Below are 14,796 nucleotides of genomic sequence, written 5' to 3'. Positions count from 1 at the left end.
CGCCTCAGTTCCCGGTCGAGGCGCCTTGCGCCGGTTTTTGGCCGCTGTCGGCCACCGTGGACGATGGCGCCGGCACTGAGGAGGTCTGAGCGCGGTCCTTGACCTCGCCGGTCGTCTCGTCGATCGTCACTTCGACACCCGTGGCATCGCCACCAGCGCGCACGAGCTGCATGCCCTCGACGATGACGCGGTCGCCGTCGCCAACACCGGAATCGACCAGCCAGTTGTTGCCGACGCTGTTGCGGACCGCGAGCACGCGCGTCTCGACCTTGCCCTGCGCGTTGATGACCATCGCGGTGGCCTCACCCTTGGTGTTGCGGCTGACGGCGCGCTGCGGCACCAGGAAGCTGTTCTGGGCGACACCCTCCTCGACCAGCGCCCGCACATACATGCCGGGCAGAAGCAGGCGGTCGGGATTGGGGAACTCGGCCCGCAGCGCGAAGGTTCCGGTGGACTGGTCGACATTGGCACCGGCGAATTCCAGCTTGCCGGTCTGCGTATAGATGGTGCCGTTCTCGAGCTTCAGCTTGACGCTGACATTGGGGCCGCTGAACTTCAGCCGACCTTCATTGATGGCTTGGCGCAAATTGAGCAAATTGGTGCTCGATTGCGTGACATCGACATTGATCGGATCGAGCGCGCGGATGGTGGTGAGCAAGGTATCTTGGTTGGCGGTGACCAGCGCTCCGGGCGTCAGCGAGGACTTGTCGATGCGGCCGGCGATCGGCGCGGTGATCTTGGTGTAGTCGAGGTTGATGCGCGCCGTCTCGACGCTGGCCTTGGCCGACGCCACATCCGCGTTGGCCTGTGCCAGCGTGGCGGCGGCATCGTCATAATCTTGTTTGGAAACAACGTTCTGCTTCAGCAGGCCGGCATAGCGGTCGAACTTCGCCTGCGCGGTCGGAACCGCCGCTTCCGCCTTCTGCTGGGCCGCTTTCGCACTGTCGTAGGCTGCCTGGTAGCTTGCCGGATCAATGAGGTACAGCGGCTGCCCGACCACCACCTCGCTGCCTTCCTTGAACAGCCGCGCCTGGATGATGCCGTTCACCTGCGGACGCACATCCGCGGTCAGCGAGGCTGTCGTACGCCCCGGCAGTTCGGCGGTGATCGCCACCGATTGCGGATGCAGGGTGACGACGCCGACCTCGGGCTTGCCGGCCGCGCCCATGCCGGCGGGCGCCTTGCTTGCCTCCTGCGAACAGGCCGCCAGAAGAACGGTGGCGGCGAACATTGCCGCCCAGGGCACGAGCCGGCGTTGCTTGGCCGACAAAGCAGGCTGACTAGGCTTGATAGGCATGGCCTTGATGATCTTTCGCTGGAGTTGCGGTCGCCGCCAGGGCATCGGATCGTTCAACCAGGAGCCGGCCGAGATGCCGGCCGAGGAAGCGCTGGATGTCGTCCATGAAGGTGTAGACGACCGGCACGTAGATGAGGCTGAGCACGGTCGAGGAGATCAGGCCGCCGATCACGGCGATCGCCATCGGCGCCCGTGTCTCGGCGTCGGCGCCGATGCCGAGCGCAATCGGCAGCATGCCCGCGCCCATCGCGATCGATGTCATGACGATTGGCCGCGCCCGCTTGCGGGCAGCGTCGAGCAGTGCCTCGAAACGGCTCATGCCGCGCTCCTTCTCCGCCACCAGCGCGTACTCCACCAGCAGGATCGAGTTCTTGGCCGCGATGCCCATCAGCATCAGTATGCCGATCAGCGGCGATATGCCAAGCGCCTTGCCGGTGACCAGCATGAAACCGAGCGCGCCACCGACCGAGAGCGGCAGCGCGACCAGGATGGTCACCGGCTGCACGAAGCTGCGGAACAGCAGGACCAGCGTCAGGTACATCAGCAGGATGCCGGCGGCGATCGCGGTGGCGAAGCCCGAAAACAGTTCCTGCATGCGGGCGGCGTCGCCGCGTGCCAGTTCGTGGACACCTTCTGGCAGATTTTGCATCGCCGGCAGAGCGCGGATGGCCGTGGTTGCTTCACCGAGCGTGATGCCGGAAAGATTTGCTTCGATCGTGGCGCTGCGGCTGCGCTCCACCCGCGCGATGCTGTTGGGCCCGGCGCTGAAGCTGATGTCGGCGACCGCGCCGAGCGGTACCGTGCCCTTGCTGCCGGTCAGCGGCAGGACGGCGAGTTTCGCCGGGTCGTCGATGGCGCCGTCGGGCAGTGTGACGACGATCGAAACCTGGCGGTCGCCAAGGTTGAATTTCGGCAGGCTGGTGTCGGTATCGCCGATGGTGGCGATCTTCACCGTATCGGCGATCTCGGTCGGCGTGATGCCGAGTTGGGCGGCTTTCGCACTGTCCGGGCGCACGATCAACTCCGGCTTGGTCGTTGCCGCTGTCGAGGTCGGATTGCTGAGACCCGGGACCAACTTCATCTGGTCGATCAGTGCATCGCTGGCTTTCTGCAGCGCATCGCCATTGTCGCCGACCAGCGTAATGGACACCTTGGCACCCGAAAAACCATCGGCACCGAACTGGATGCGCGCGCCGGGAATATCGTTGAGCCTGGGTGAGGTTTCGGCCTCGAATTGCTGCTGGCTGACCTTGCGCTCAGCGCGCGGCTTCAGATTGACAGTGACATTGGCGCTGCGCACCTCTGCCGACGTCGAACCGGGGTTCGGTCCGCCGCCGGACGTGGCCGCCGTGCCGATGGTGGCAAAGACGCTGTCGACCGCAGGCTCGCCCTTGAGGCGGCTGGTGATCTGCTGCACCACGGCCGCCGTCTGTTCGATGGTCGATCCCGGCTGCAGTTCGACTGATATCACCGAGCGGCCGCGATCGGCCGCCGCCATGAATTCCGTCGGCAGCTTTGTCGCCAGCGCCATCGAACCGGCGAAGAAGGTGATGCCGGTGACGAGCGTGATCCAGCGGTGGTCGAGCGCCTTGCGCAGCAGCCAGAGATAGGTCGGCACCCAGGCCGGCATGTCGTCCTCGCTGTGGCCGCCGGCGCGCACCAGATAGGCGCCCATCAACGGCGTCAGCATGCGCGCGACCAGCAACGAGAACAGCACCGACACGCAGACGGCAACGGCAAACGAGAAGAAGAATTTTCCAGGAATGCCGGACATGAAGGCGACCGGCAGGAAGACGGCGACGATGGTCGCGGTGGTCGCCACCACGGCCAGCCCGATCTCGTCGGCGGCCTCGATCGCCGCCTGATAGACGCTGCTGCCGGTCTGGCGCATATGGCGCACGATGTTCTCGATCTCGACGATGGCGTCGTCGACCAGAATGCCGACGACCAGCGACAGAGCCAGCAAGGTGATGTTGTTGAGCGAGATGTCGAACGCCGCCATCACCGCGAAGGTCGGGATCAGCGACAGCGGCATGGCGACCGCCGACACCAGTGTGGCCCTGAGGTCTCGCAGGAACAGCCAGACGACGCCGATGGCAAGCAGCGCGCCGAGCCACAGCGCTTCGAACGCGGCATCGTAGCTTTCCTGCACGAAGCCGGAGGACGAAGTGACCTCGGTGAATTTCGCCGCTGCGGTCTTGGCGTCGATGTCGGCGATCGCGGCGCGCGCGGCCTTGACCACGTCGATCTCGCTCGAGCCGACGGACCTGTAGATGTTGAAGGCAACGACCTGCTTGCCATCGAGATAGGCGGCCTGGCGTGGCTTTTCCCAACTGTCGACCACCGTGCCGAGATCGGAAAGCTTGACGTCGCCGGCGCCCGACAGCGCGATGCGGGTGTCGGCCAGCGCCTCGACGGTCGAGGCACTGGCCAGCGTTCTGACCGACTGCTCCTGTCCGCCGATGGCGGTGCGGCCGCCAGGCTGGTTGACGTTGTTGGCAGCGAGCGTCTGGCTGACATCGCCGGCACTGATGCCGAGCGCGGCCAGCCGATCGGGATCGAGCTCGACCCGGATGACCCGGTCGACCCCGCCCGATCGGGTGATCTTGGACACGCCGTCGACACCGAGCATCGCCTTGGCGACGTCGTTGTCGATGTACCAGCTCAGCGTATCGGGAGACATGGTGGGTGCCTCGACCACATAGGTCAGCACCGAATTGCCTGTTGCGTTGACCTTTGCCACGACCGGCGCCTGGGCCGCGGCCGGCAGACTGGATTGCACGCCGGAGACCGCATTGCGGACGTCATTGGCGGCCGTCTCGGGATTGGTGTCGAGCGTGAACTCGACCGATGTGACGGAAGAGCCTTCGCTGATCGAGGTCGAGACATCGTCGACGCCTTCGAGCGTCGCCACGGCGTTCTCGATAACCCGCGCGACCTGCACTTCCATTTCGCTGGGTGCGGCACCCGACTGCGAAACCGTGACGGTGACCATCGGCAGGTCGATGTCGGGCATGTTGTTGGTGCGCAGCTTGGTGAAGCCGTAAAGGCCGGCGATGGTCAGCGACAGGAACAGCACGATGGTCGGCACCGGGTTGCGGATCGACCAGGAGGAAATCGCGTTCATCGGGCGATCTCCCTGGCAGCCGCGGTATCGCCGGCATCCGCCTCGCTGGTGGCGACGCGCACGAGATTGCCATCGTTCAGAAAACCGGCGCCGGCGACGACGACACTGTCGCCTTGCGACAGGCCGCTGGAGACCGCGACCCGCCCATTCTGGCGCGCACCGGTTGCAACCGGGCGCGCATCGACCTTGCCGGCCGCGTCGACCACGAAGACCGCCGGCTTGCCATCCTGCCAGACAAGGGCGGCCTCGGCGACACTCAGCTGCCGCGAAGCCGCGGTCGCTATCTCCACGCGAGCGAACATGCCCGGCCGAAGGCCAGACCCCTCGCGCAACGAGACGTAGACGGTGGCAAGCCGCGTGGTCGAATTGACCGTCTCGGCGATCGACGAAACCTGGCCCTTGCTGCTGCGACCAGCAGCATCGATGACATTTGCCATCTGACCAACCGAAACTGCGGCCAAGTCTTTCTCGGCAACCAGGACGCCGACCTCCAGCCTGCCGTCACGGATGATCTTCATCACTTCCGTGCCGGCCTGAACGATCGAGCCCGCAACGGCAGGCCTGCTTGAGACGATGCCGTCGAAGGGCGCCCGGATGGTGGTTTGATCGAGCTCCGCCTGTAATTTCTGGGCGACGGCCTTCGCCTGCTCGACCTGCGCCTTGTCGGTCTTGACCGCGGTCGCTTTCTCTTCCGCCGTCTCGATGCTGATCGCCTTGCTCACCAGCAATTTGTCGGCGCGGGCGGCGGCGGATTGGGCCGCATCGAGCGTCGCCTGGGCCTGCACAACGGCGGCATTCTGCTCGGCCACTTGCGCATTCAGCAGCAAGGCGTCCAGCCGCGCGACAACATCGCCCGCCCGGACATGGTCGCCTTCAGAGACGAGCACCTCGGTCAATTTCAGGCCCGATGCCTCGGCGCCGATCGTGGCCTCCTGCCAGGCGGCAATGGTACCCGTGGCGCTGATCGATGAGGCAATTGCCTCGGACCGCACCTTTTCGACCGAAACCGTCAAGGTCGCGGCGCGCGGCGCCGCCACCGCCTGCGCGGCGGGATCGACTGTCGCGCGGCCATAGGCGCTCAGCGCCGCCATGGCGCCCAGGGCGATCAGCACCGCCGCCAGGGCAAGATATGTCTTACGCGATCTTGCGGTCATGATTTCCATGGCTGTTGGATCGTTCCGAAAGCGGAAGCGACAGGCGCCAGGCGGCGAAGCTCAGGCGGATCGCGCCCTTCAGCGTGTCGACCGGCAGGGCCGGCGGCATCGCCGCATGATTGACGCGAGCGGCATGGCCGAGCGACAAGTTCGGGCCGACCGATGCGATCAGCCGCAGCATCATGATGGCTTCCCACATTGCTTCCATTCCATGATTTGAACGATCGGATGGCGACCGCCATCGCGCAAAGAAACCGGCCGGCCCGAGAACGGGTAGGATATCGGGCCGGCCGGCGCGCAGCCGGTCAGAGTTGCTCGCCGTTCCCGGGCTGGGGCGGCTGGAGACGTCTGTCATCGTTGGGCAGGCCTCGGGGGCCGGCTGCATCCTCCGGCGGGCCGCCCCAGGGACCGGGGGGTGGTCCGTGGGGGCGATCCGCCGAAGCGAGGATTTCGAGCTGTTCGGGGGTCAGCGTCGCGCGAAGTGCGGCGATCGCGTCCTTCAGCTTGCCGGCCGAGACCGCCCGTTTGGTCACCTCGTCCGCCAGTTTCTCCTGGAAGGCGAAGGGGTCGGGCTTGCCGCCCTCGGGGCCCTTGGCTTCAGGCCCGCCCGGACCATGATCGGGCCGTGGCGGCGCCAGCACGGCCTGCAGGGCGCTGGTGTAGTCGCGCCAGGCATCGAGCTGTTCGGTCCGCACGCCAATGCGGGTCTCGAGCGCCGCCAGCCGGGCCGCCAGCATGAATTCCGGCGGCGGTCCCATGCGGCGGAGACCAAAGCCTTCCGGCCCAAAACCTTGCGGCCCAAAACCTTGCGGCCCAAATCCTTGCGGCCCATGCCGCATCGGCCCATGCGGACCGGGCCAGGGCATCGGGCCATGATCTCGCCCTTGCTCCGGGCCATCCTGCAAGGCCATGACTGGTGGCGCCTCCCCGGGTGCCGTGGCGGGGTCGGGCTGCGCCGCCAGCGCGGGATGGATGGCTGCGGCGGAAAACAGGCCGAGCGCGAGAAGTCTGCTTCGCATGATGTTGTTCCTTTCTCTCATGCTTCGGACGGCCATGAGGATAGGAAGCGTGTTTGTCCGCTTCGCGTCGGCGTGTTGCCGAAGGTTTCCGCAAAAGGGCAATTTGTTTCCGAATGTTTCCCGCGCCCTGCCGGAAACATTCGGTTGCAATTTTCCGTGCCGCTTGGGCGCGGCTCTCCCTATAATCGCGGCCAAGCAAGGGCACGGTCATGCAGTCACAGCCGCATATCCTGGTCGTCGACGACGACCGCGAGATCAGGACGCTTCTTCAACGCTATCTCGACGGCCAGGGCTTTCGCGTCTCGGTGGCAGCGGACCGGCGCGAATGCGAACAGAAGCTCGCCACCGGCCAGTTCGACCTGACCGTGCTCGACGTCATGCTGCCGGACGGCTCCGGCCTCGATATCTGCCGCAGCCTGCGTGACCGCAAGCCGCACATCCCGGTCATCCTGCTGACGGCGCTGAAGGAGGACGTCGACCGCATCATCGGCCTGGAGCTCGGCGCCGACGACTATCTCGGCAAACCCTTCAACCCGCGCGAGCTGACCGCCCGCATCCGCGCCGTGCTCAGGCGTTCGACACCCGAGGAGGCGCCTGCGCCGCCGCGCGCCCGTGTCTACCGCTTCGCCAGCTACAGGCTGGAACCGGACACCCGCAAGGTGACGGATGCGCAAGGCGAGGCCGTCGATCTCACCGGCGCCGAGTTCGACCTGCTGCAGGTGTTTCTCGACCGTCCCGGCCGCTTGCTGTCACGCGACCAGCTTCTCGACCTGACCCAAGGCCGCGAGCGCGACCCCTTCGAACGCTCGGTCGACGTGTTGATGAGCCGGCTGCGCCGCAAATTCGCCGAGACTGGCGACGGGCCGCTGTTCAAGACCGTCCGAAACGGCGGCTACCAGCTCACTGCGCGCGTCGACACCGTGGAGAACCACGCGTGAACTCGCTGCGCCGACGCCTCATCCTGTTGCTGGTCGCCTCGATCGTCGGCGTGGTTGCCCTGGCGACGGCCGCCGTCATCAGCGTCCGCGGTGGCGGGCCGCCGCCGGAATTGACCGTGCCCTGGGTTGCCCAGCAGATGGAACTCGTCGTCCGCCTCCTGCCCGGCCCGATTCCGGACGTTCTGCGGGTGCAATTCAGCGACCATGCGGCAGGCGGTAAGGTGGATCGTCCGGAAACGGCGATGCTCAACGACATCCTGCGCCGCCGCGGCCTCGACGTCCTGGCCGTCGTCAGCGACAAGGCGGATCAGCCCGGCCAGCTTGCATCGGTGCGCCTGCCCGACGATCGCTGGGCGATCATGGAGGTTCCCCACATCACGCCGCCAAGGCGTGAGTGGCTGGTCCTCGCCGGCTGGATCTCGCTGATCGTCGCCGGCGCCACGGCTGTCTCGGTCTATTTCACCGCCGTGCTGATCCGGCCGCTCGAGATGCTGGAAGCCGCGGTTTCCAAGATCGGATCGGATGGCATGCTGGCGGCGGTGCCGGAAGTCGGTTCGGCCGAGGTCAAGGCGACGGCACACGCGCTGAACCAGCTCTCGTCCCGCCTGAAGGCCGCCATGGAAAGCCGCATGCGCCTGGTCGCCGCCGCCGGCCACGACCTGCGCACGCCGATGACGCGCATGCGGCTGCGCGCCGAATTCCTCGATGACGAACGCGACAAATGGCTTCACGATCTCGACGAGCTCGACCGCATCGCCGACAGCGCCATCCGGCTGGTGCGCGAAGAGGTGAACCAGGATGCCGTCGAGCCGGTTGATCTCCAAAAGATGGTGCGCGATATCGAAGCCGAGATGGTCTCGCTCGGCCATGCCGTATCGATCGGGCATCTCGATGCCGTTTCGGTGCAAGCTGGCGCGCTCGGCCTGCGCCGGGCCTTGCGCAACCTGATCGTCAACGCCGCCACCCATGGCAAGGCATGCAGCATCGACCTTGCGGTGGCCGACAGTCGTGCCGTGCTCACCATCTCCGATCATGGACCGGGTATTCCGCCGGAGCTCCTCAACAAGGCGTTCGAACCCTTCTTCCGCGTCGACCCCGGCCGGCTCCAATCCATTCCCGGCGCCGGGCTAGGCCTGGCCATCGCCAAGGAAATCATCGAGCGCTACGGCGGCACCGTGACGCTGGAAAACCGCAAGAGCGGCGGGCTGGCGCAGACGGTGGTGTTCGAGGCGGTGTGATGCGCAAGACGGCGCCGGCACGGCCCGGTTTCACCAGGCAAGCGCGCCCCGTCGCTGACATAGCGGGCGGTCGGGGTCGGCATCCAGGGTCGCCAGCCGCACGACGATCTCGAACGCGCCGCTTCCCCATTCGATGCCCTTGTGGCCGTTGAGGTCGGTGGCGATGTGGCCGGGCGCTGCGCCGTTGACCATGAAAAAGCCGGTGACCATGCTGCATCGCGAAAAACCCCAATGATTCCAATTGATTCGCTACTATGTCGAACCGAGTCCATATAGGCAGAATATAGATTTTCGAATTTTTGTACGTGATTTAAGAAAAATCTGAGCTTTTCTGATTTTTTCGAGCCAGGAATTTTTCAAAACTACCAGAGAGAACAGGCCCGGACGCTTAACAAAAGGCTGAAATGCTGCAGACGCCGCCAAAGAAAATGAAAATTTGGCGGGTTTTGTCAATATTTAGCGCCTGCTCACACAAGTATTTCGGTCTGGTAAATTTTTTGTGTTGCGCTGCACAATGTGGTAGCCGAACCATTTCCCGGGGGACTCGTTTTGCGACTAGACATACGCCGTGAAGGATTCCGCCAGGTTGACCATCTTGAGTTGTTCGTGCGTCGATTTCGAGCCCGGGCTGAGCGGACTCGCAAAGCGCGGGTTTGATGCTGCCGCCGCCATGGCGGGCCGCCTTGGCCTGCCGTTCAGAATGGCAAGCTGGCAGCTTCATCGCGGACATCACGGCGGCGGACGCCCCTGATGGCAAACACCCGCGACATCCAACTGGATGCACTGAGGGCCATCGCCGTGACGATGGTGATGTATTCGCATTTCTTCGCGGCGGGAGGATCTTCGTTCTGGGGCCATATCGGCGTGCGGCTTTTCTTCGTGCTCAGCGGCTTCCTGATCACGCGCGTGCTGCTGGAAGCGCGGGCGGCCGCCGAGTTTCAAACCGGCCCTGCGTTGCGATCCTTCTACATCAGGCGGGCGCTGCGGATATTTCCTCCCTATTTCGCCGTCCTGGGCTTCGTCTGGCTGTTTGACCTGGAACAGTCGAGGGCATCGCTGATCTGGCATGCGCTCTATCTGTCGAATTTCTGGTATGCGCTGCACAATAACTGGACGCCCTGGGTTCTCTGCCATTTCTGGAGCCTGAGCATCGAGGAGCAGTTCTATCTCGCCTGGCCACTGATTGTCCTGCTGGTTCCGCGCCGGCGCTTTGAGCCGGTCTGCATCGCCGTCATCCTGCTGTCGCTGGCCTATCGCTTCTACTGGCCGATCACTGCCACCCCGGCGCTGGCACGCGACCTGCTGCCGCCGGCATCCATGGATGCGCTGGCGTCGGGTGCGCTGCTTGCCTGCTGGCGGTCCAGAGGCGCTGCCCTGCCGCAATGGATGCGGCTGGGCTGGCCTGCCTTGGCGGCCGCATTCCTGATGATCGAGTGGTTTGTCCCTGCGCCTGCAGATCCGGCGCTGGAATGGGCTCGCTGGCTGCTGCTGCAAGTCCTGCCCCTGGTACCGCTGATGGTCATCGTCACCGCCTGTTCCAGCGGCCTTGGCGGCATCATCGGCAAGCTTGCCGAACTGCCGCCGCTGCTGGCTCTCGGCCGCATCAGCTACGGCGTTTATCTCTATCATCCGATATTGCTGTCGCTCGCCGTCAAGTCGCAGCCCTGGATCCCGCTCAATGTCTCGGAGCAAGGGCCCGGGCGGCTGCTGGTTGCGAGCGCCGCCACGATTGTCGTGGCCTCGATCTCCTGGCTGATTTTCGAAAGGCCGCTCAACCGCCTGAAGCGCCACTTCCCCTATGTCGCGCCCGGCCATGCCGCCCGCGCCGGCCATGCCGGCTGGTTGGCGAGGGCGCCCGGCCGATTGCCCGATGGCCGCGCGCCATCGCTCGACCTCCAGCGAACGGACGCCAGACGATGACCGCCGTGCCGCTCGTCTCCGTCCTGCTGCCGGTCTACAATGCCGGGCCCTATCTCGCCGCCGCGCTGGGAAGCATCCTGCGGCAGGACTACGGCCGCCTGGAGATCATCGCCATCAATGACGGATCGACCGACAATTCGCTCGATATCCTCGAGCGATGCCGGCAGGCCGACAGCCGCATCTCGATCATCTCGCGCGAAAACCGTGGCCTCGTCGCGACGCTCAACGAAGGGCTGCGAAAAGCCCAGGGCGAGCTGGTCGCGCGGATGGACGCGGACGACGTCGCCTATCCCTGGCGCTTGTCGCGCCAGGTGGCGCTGTTCGAGCGGCGGCCGGAACTCGGTTTTTGCGGCGCCGGCGTCGATATGTTGATCGGCGGCCGCATCGCCAGGGGCAAGCCAGATCCGGTGTTCCAGCTCGGCCGCATTCCCATACTGGCGATGTTCTTCACGATCTTCATGCACCCGACGGTCGTCTACAACAGGAAGGTCATCGAAGACCACGATCTCCACTACGACAGGACCTACAGGCATGCCGAGGATTTCGATCTTTTCAGGCGGCTGGCCGGCCGCTACCCGGCAGCCATGATGCCCGAAAACCTGGTCGTCTACCGAGTCCATGAGGCAAGCGTGACCAGCCTGCACACCAAGGAGATGCGCAGGACGCATTTGCGGATCGTGGCCGAGAACCTCGAGCGCGAAGGCCTCGCGGAAATCACGCGGGACCTGCGCGACATCGGCGATGCGGTCAGCCTCGACACGGTTGCCCGTGCCGCCAACTTCATCGTCGCGCTGGAGGAGCGGATTGGCTCGCTGCCGTCCGACACGCGGCCGAGCTTCGAAGCCGGGGCGCTGAACCTGTTCTATTTCCTTTACCAGCTTGTCGCCGACGAAATGCAGCCCTCCCTGACGCATGAATTGCTGACGCGGACGGCGAAGTGGAACGTCATCCGGCGCCGCGAGCGATATGCGCTGCGGCCCGGCGCCTGGGCGCCCTGGCTCAGCCGCGCCTCGCTGTCGGCCGGCAGGCACGCGGACGCTATGGCATACTTCTTCAAATCCGCGCCCGCCGCGGCGCTCCTGGCGCCTTATGAGTTGAGCTAGGGGGATGACCGTCAAAACCCACCAACTCCTGCAGCGCGATCGTTCGACGGCGCTTGACGCCGTCCCCGCCGGTCCGCGACCGGAACGATCGGCGCCTGAAGTCAGCTTCATCATCTGTACGCGCAACCGTGTCGCCGTGCTCAAGGCCTGCATCACGTCGGTGCAGGCCGCGTGCCGCGCCCATGCCGGCTTCGCGGCCGAACTCGTGGTCGTCGACAACGGCTCGAGCGACCGCACGGCGGAACACCTGGCCAGCATTGCCGCTACGTCGGACATTCCATTCACGCCCGTTTGCGAGCCACGTCCCGGACTGGCGGCTGCCCGCAACGCCGGTTTGAGGCGCGCGCGGGGCCGTGTGCTGGTCTTCGTCGACGATGATTGCGCGGTCCATTGCGACTACCTGCGCGATCTGGAGCGACACTACGCGTCCGGGGAACACTGGCTCATCCGGGGGGGCCGTGTCGAGCTTGGCGATCAAAGGGATCTGCCTTTCACGATCAAGCGCTCGCGGGTACGCGAGCGGCTGACGCCGGATGTTCACCCCGGCGGTTTCGTGCTGGGCTGCAACATGACGATGCACCGCGATGTCGCGGCCCGTATCGGCTATTTCGACGAACGCTTCGGCGCCGGCGGGTCAATGCGGTCGGCGGAGGATACCGATTACCTCGTGCGGGCGGTGCTGCTCGGCATCGCGGTCGAGTATGTGCCCGACATGACGATATTCCATCATCACGGCCGGCGGGATCGCAAATCCATCGAAAAGCTCCACCGCGACTACAGTCTGGGCAATGGCGGACTCTGCCTGAAACATGTTCGCCATGCGCCCTGGCTGCTTCGTCATTTCTACTGGGCCGCGAGAGCGGCTTTCCGGGAATTGGCGGGCGGGCCTGCGTTCGATCGTGAACTCAACCTGTCGCACTGGCCGATCGTCGGCATGAATTTGCTCGGCGCGGCACGATTTGCGGTTCTCCTGCTGGCGAGACGGCCGCAAGATGCGCCGGTGCGGCAGGATCAACAGGCAAATGCCCAAGTGAGTGAACCGCTGTAATGCCATTGCTGCCGCCAAGCCTGCCGATGCTGTTCCGGGCGCTCGGAAAGAGGCAACTGCGCCTGCTTCCGGCCGTGGTGGTTCTCGGCCTGGCCAGCGCCGTCCTCGAAGGCTTCGGCATCGGCCTGATCATCCCGTTGCTGGGCATTATCATGGGGCACGGGGATGCAGCGGGAATGGCCGGCTTCTCGGCCGTCCTCCAGCATGTCGGAGCGGGCCTGAGCGAGCGCGACCGGCTTGTCGTCATTTCGATCGCCATCCTCGGCTCGATCCTCCTGAAGAACGTTTTCGCCTTCGCCAACACGCTGCTGACGACCTTCATCTATGGCAAGGCAAGTCATTCGATCCGCAGCGCCTTGTCGGAGCGGCTCTTGCGGGTCGGCTACCCGTTCTTCCTGCGGCAGAGTCCGGGCCGGCTGCTCAACATCATCTCCAACGAATCCTGGCGGGCTTCGGATGCGATCCAGATCATGCTGTCGGCCATCGTCAGCGCATCGGCCGCCATCATCCTTTTGGCTTTTCTGCTGCTGCTTTCGTGGCGCATGACGCTGTTGGTCACGCTGGGACTGGCCGCCGTCCAGATCGCGCACGCCATCCTCTCGGCCAATCTGAAAGAGCCCAGCCGCAGCGTCGCCTCGCGCAACTCCCACCTCGCATCGCAGATGCTGCATCTGGTGCATGCCGGACGCCTGATCCGCATCTTCGGACAGGAGAGCCGGGAGAAGGCGATCTTCGATACGGCGTCCGATGCGGTTCGCCGCGCCTCCTTCGTCCTGCTGGTGCGCCAGGGCGCGCTACCGCCGCTGACGGAGGTTCTCCACGCCGTGCTGTTTCTGGCGGTGGTGATCGGCGCCTGGCTGGCGCAGGTGAGTTTCCCGCTGATCATCGCCTTTGTCATCCTGCTCTACCGGCTGCAGCCGCATATGCGGGCCCTGCAAGGGTCGTGGAGCCAGCTGCAGGGCCTGAGCGGATCGCTCGAAGAGGTGACATGGATGCTGGATCCGTCCGGCCAGCCGCAACCGCCGCAAGGTGACGGACCGTTCCACGGCTTGCGCCAGGGCATCGAGTTCGATGACGTGACGTTCACCTATTCCGGCACCGACCAGCGTGAGGTGGTGCTGCATTCGGCGACGTTCGAAATCCGCGGCGGCCGCTCGACGGCGCTGATCGGCCGCTCGGGCGCAGGCAAGACGACGATCGTCAATCTTCTGTGCCGCTTCGTGGAACCGGACACCGGCAGGATCCTCGTCGACGGATCACCGCTCGATGAGATCGACGCCAGCCAGTGGCGGCGGCACATCGCACTGGCCAGCCAGGAGTTGGAACTGGTCGATGGCACCATTTTTGAAAACATAACCTACGGCCAGGACGCGGCCACGCCCGGCGACGCCGAGCGCGCCGCGAGACTGGCCGAGGCGCACGAATTCGTCGAACGGCTTCCGCTGGGTTACGACACGGTCGTTGGCTACAGGGGTGTCAATCTTTCGGCGGGACAGAGGCAGCGGATCGCACTGGCCAGGGCCCTGGTGCGCGATCCCGATCTCCTGATCCTCGACGAAGCCACCAACGCCGTGGACGGACTGTCGGAAGCGGCCATCGTCGAGACCCTGAAGTCGAGAGCCGGCCGCCGCACGACCATCGTCATCAGCCACCATCACAGCACCATCTCGTTCTGCGACGACGTGGTGATCCTCAGCGGCGGCCGGGTGAAGAAGCAGGCCCCTTTCGGCGCTCTGGCGTCGCTCTCCATGGACGAGCTTTACCAGCACGAGCCGCCCGCCACCCCAGGCCGGGCAGGAGCCAGGCGCCGTCGCGCGGAGCCGACGAAGTGAGCTAGAAGCAATTCCAGGAAAAGTGTGAAACGGTTTCCCCGGGAAAAGCGCATAGCGCTTTCCCTCAGGGAATTGCGTCAAGACAAGGAGATAGAGCTGTTCGCCGTTTCCGTGAAACGG

Annotated in this window: 12 protein-coding genes; 6 read left to right on the top strand and 6 right to left on the bottom strand. The window is 65.1% G+C overall.

Going from position 1 to position 14,796, the window contains the following annotated elements; translation table 11 throughout:
* Positions 1-4 precede the first annotated feature (4 nt).
* The 5 genes from AC1RZR_RS15545 to AC1RZR_RS15525 all read right to left on the bottom strand — a co-directional run bounded on the left by AC1RZR_RS15545 (position 5) and on the right by AC1RZR_RS15525 (position 6,597).
* Positions 5-1,297 carry an efflux RND transporter periplasmic adaptor subunit gene (locus tag AC1RZR_RS15545; RefSeq protein WP_481828856.1) on the bottom strand — a complete coding sequence of 431 codons (1,293 nt, stop codon included), beginning with the start codon at positions 1,295-1,297 and terminating at the stop codon, positions 5-7.
* Positions 1,281-4,424 carry an efflux RND transporter permease subunit gene (locus AC1RZR_RS15540; protein ID WP_481828855.1) on the bottom strand — a complete coding sequence of 1,048 codons (3,144 nt, stop codon included), beginning with the start codon at positions 4,422-4,424 and terminating at the stop codon, positions 1,281-1,283. Before AC1RZR_RS15540 ends, AC1RZR_RS15545 begins: the two co-directional genes overlap by 17 nt.
* Positions 4,421-5,578, bottom strand: coding sequence for an efflux RND transporter periplasmic adaptor subunit (locus tag AC1RZR_RS15535; RefSeq protein ID WP_481828854.1), 1,158 nt, complete (start codon positions 5,576-5,578; stop codon positions 4,421-4,423). The genes AC1RZR_RS15540 and AC1RZR_RS15535 overlap by 4 nt, the downstream gene beginning before the upstream one ends.
* Positions 5,559-5,777 carry a hypothetical protein gene (locus tag AC1RZR_RS15530; RefSeq protein WP_481828853.1) on the bottom strand — a complete coding sequence of 73 codons (219 nt, stop codon included), beginning with the start codon at positions 5,775-5,777 and terminating at the stop codon, positions 5,559-5,561. The genes AC1RZR_RS15535 and AC1RZR_RS15530 overlap by 20 nt, the downstream gene beginning before the upstream one ends.
* Positions 5,778-5,883: 106 nt before the next feature.
* Positions 5,884-6,597, bottom strand: a complete 714-nt coding sequence (locus AC1RZR_RS15525) for a hypothetical protein (protein ID WP_481828852.1) — start codon at positions 6,595-6,597, stop codon at positions 5,884-5,886.
* Between the two features lie 209 nt (positions 6,598-6,806).
* Here AC1RZR_RS15525 and AC1RZR_RS15520 point away from each other — a divergent pair, with 209 nt between their 5' ends.
* Together AC1RZR_RS15520 and AC1RZR_RS15515 are read left to right on the top strand one after the other, a co-directional pair.
* Positions 6,807-7,535 (top strand): response regulator, encoded by a 729-nt coding sequence (locus AC1RZR_RS15520; RefSeq protein ID WP_481828851.1) that lies wholly within the window; start codon positions 6,807-6,809, stop codon positions 7,533-7,535.
* Positions 7,532-8,773: an ATP-binding protein gene (locus tag AC1RZR_RS15515; RefSeq protein ID WP_481828850.1), complete on the top strand. Its 1,242-nt coding sequence runs from the start codon at positions 7,532-7,534 to the stop codon at positions 8,771-8,773. The genes AC1RZR_RS15520 and AC1RZR_RS15515 overlap by 4 nt, the downstream gene beginning before the upstream one ends.
* A gap of 30 nt (positions 8,774-8,803) precedes the next feature.
* On the opposite strand, the gene AC1RZR_RS15510 is transcribed toward AC1RZR_RS15515, so the two are convergent.
* On the bottom strand, positions 8,804-8,983 hold the full coding sequence (locus AC1RZR_RS15510; protein WP_481828849.1) for a hypothetical protein: 180 nt from the start codon (positions 8,981-8,983) through the stop codon (positions 8,804-8,806).
* A gap of 540 nt (positions 8,984-9,523) precedes the next feature.
* Between AC1RZR_RS15510 and AC1RZR_RS15505 the strand changes: the two genes are divergently transcribed.
* Genes AC1RZR_RS15505 through AC1RZR_RS15490 form a run of 4 tightly spaced genes read left to right on the top strand, consistent with a single transcriptional unit; the run spans position 9,524 to position 14,676 of the window.
* Positions 9,524-10,693, top strand: coding sequence for an acyltransferase family protein (locus AC1RZR_RS15505; RefSeq protein ID WP_481828848.1), 1,170 nt, complete (start codon positions 9,524-9,526; stop codon positions 10,691-10,693).
* Positions 10,690-11,796, top strand: a complete 1,107-nt coding sequence (locus AC1RZR_RS15500) for a glycosyltransferase family 2 protein (RefSeq protein WP_481828847.1) — start codon at positions 10,690-10,692, stop codon at positions 11,794-11,796. The genes AC1RZR_RS15505 and AC1RZR_RS15500 overlap by 4 nt, the downstream gene beginning before the upstream one ends.
* A 4-nt stretch (positions 11,797-11,800) precedes the next feature.
* The gene (locus AC1RZR_RS15495) at positions 11,801-12,844 is read left to right on the top strand and encodes a glycosyltransferase family 2 protein (protein ID WP_477278493.1); all 1,044 of its coding nucleotides are present in this window, start codon (positions 11,801-11,803) and stop codon (positions 12,842-12,844) included.
* Complete coding sequence (locus tag AC1RZR_RS15490) at positions 12,844-14,676, top strand: ABC transporter ATP-binding protein (RefSeq protein WP_477278492.1); 1,833 nt, start codon at positions 12,844-12,846, stop codon at positions 14,674-14,676. Before AC1RZR_RS15495 ends, AC1RZR_RS15490 begins: the two co-directional genes overlap by 1 nt.
* Positions 14,677-14,796 lie beyond the last annotated feature (120 nt).

The sequence above is a fragment of the Mesorhizobium bavaricum genome, from assembly GCF_056781655.1.
The sequence above is the reverse complement of the archived record's forward strand: the minus strand, read 5'-3'. Positions and strand labels throughout refer to the sequence as shown.

Coding starts and splice junctions, on each gene's coding strand:
- AC1RZR_RS15505 (WP_481828848.1), top strand. CDS start 9,524: ATGGCAAACACCCGCGACATCCAACTGGATGCACTGAGGGCCATCGCC.
- AC1RZR_RS15510 (WP_481828849.1), bottom strand. CDS start 8,983: ATGGTCACCGGCTTTTTCATGGTCAACGGCGCAGCGCCCGGCCACATC.
- AC1RZR_RS15495 (WP_477278493.1), top strand. CDS start 11,801: ATGACCGTCAAAACCCACCAACTCCTGCAGCGCGATCGTTCGACGGCG.
- AC1RZR_RS15500 (WP_481828847.1), top strand. CDS start 10,690: ATGACCGCCGTGCCGCTCGTCTCCGTCCTGCTGCCGGTCTACAATGCC.
- AC1RZR_RS15490 (WP_477278492.1), top strand. CDS start 12,844: ATGCCATTGCTGCCGCCAAGCCTGCCGATGCTGTTCCGGGCGCTCGGA.
- AC1RZR_RS15545 (WP_481828856.1), bottom strand. CDS start 1,297: ATGCCTATCAAGCCTAGTCAGCCTGCTTTGTCGGCCAAGCAACGCCGG.
- AC1RZR_RS15530 (WP_481828853.1), bottom strand. CDS start 5,777: ATGTGGGAAGCCATCATGATGCTGCGGCTGATCGCATCGGTCGGCCCG.
- AC1RZR_RS15535 (WP_481828854.1), bottom strand. CDS start 5,578: ATGACCGCAAGATCGCGTAAGACATATCTTGCCCTGGCGGCGGTGCTG.
- AC1RZR_RS15520 (WP_481828851.1), top strand. CDS start 6,807: ATGCAGTCACAGCCGCATATCCTGGTCGTCGACGACGACCGCGAGATC.
- AC1RZR_RS15525 (WP_481828852.1), bottom strand. CDS start 6,597: ATGCGAAGCAGACTTCTCGCGCTCGGCCTGTTTTCCGCCGCAGCCATC.
- AC1RZR_RS15540 (WP_481828855.1), bottom strand. CDS start 4,424: ATGAACGCGATTTCCTCCTGGTCGATCCGCAACCCGGTGCCGACCATC.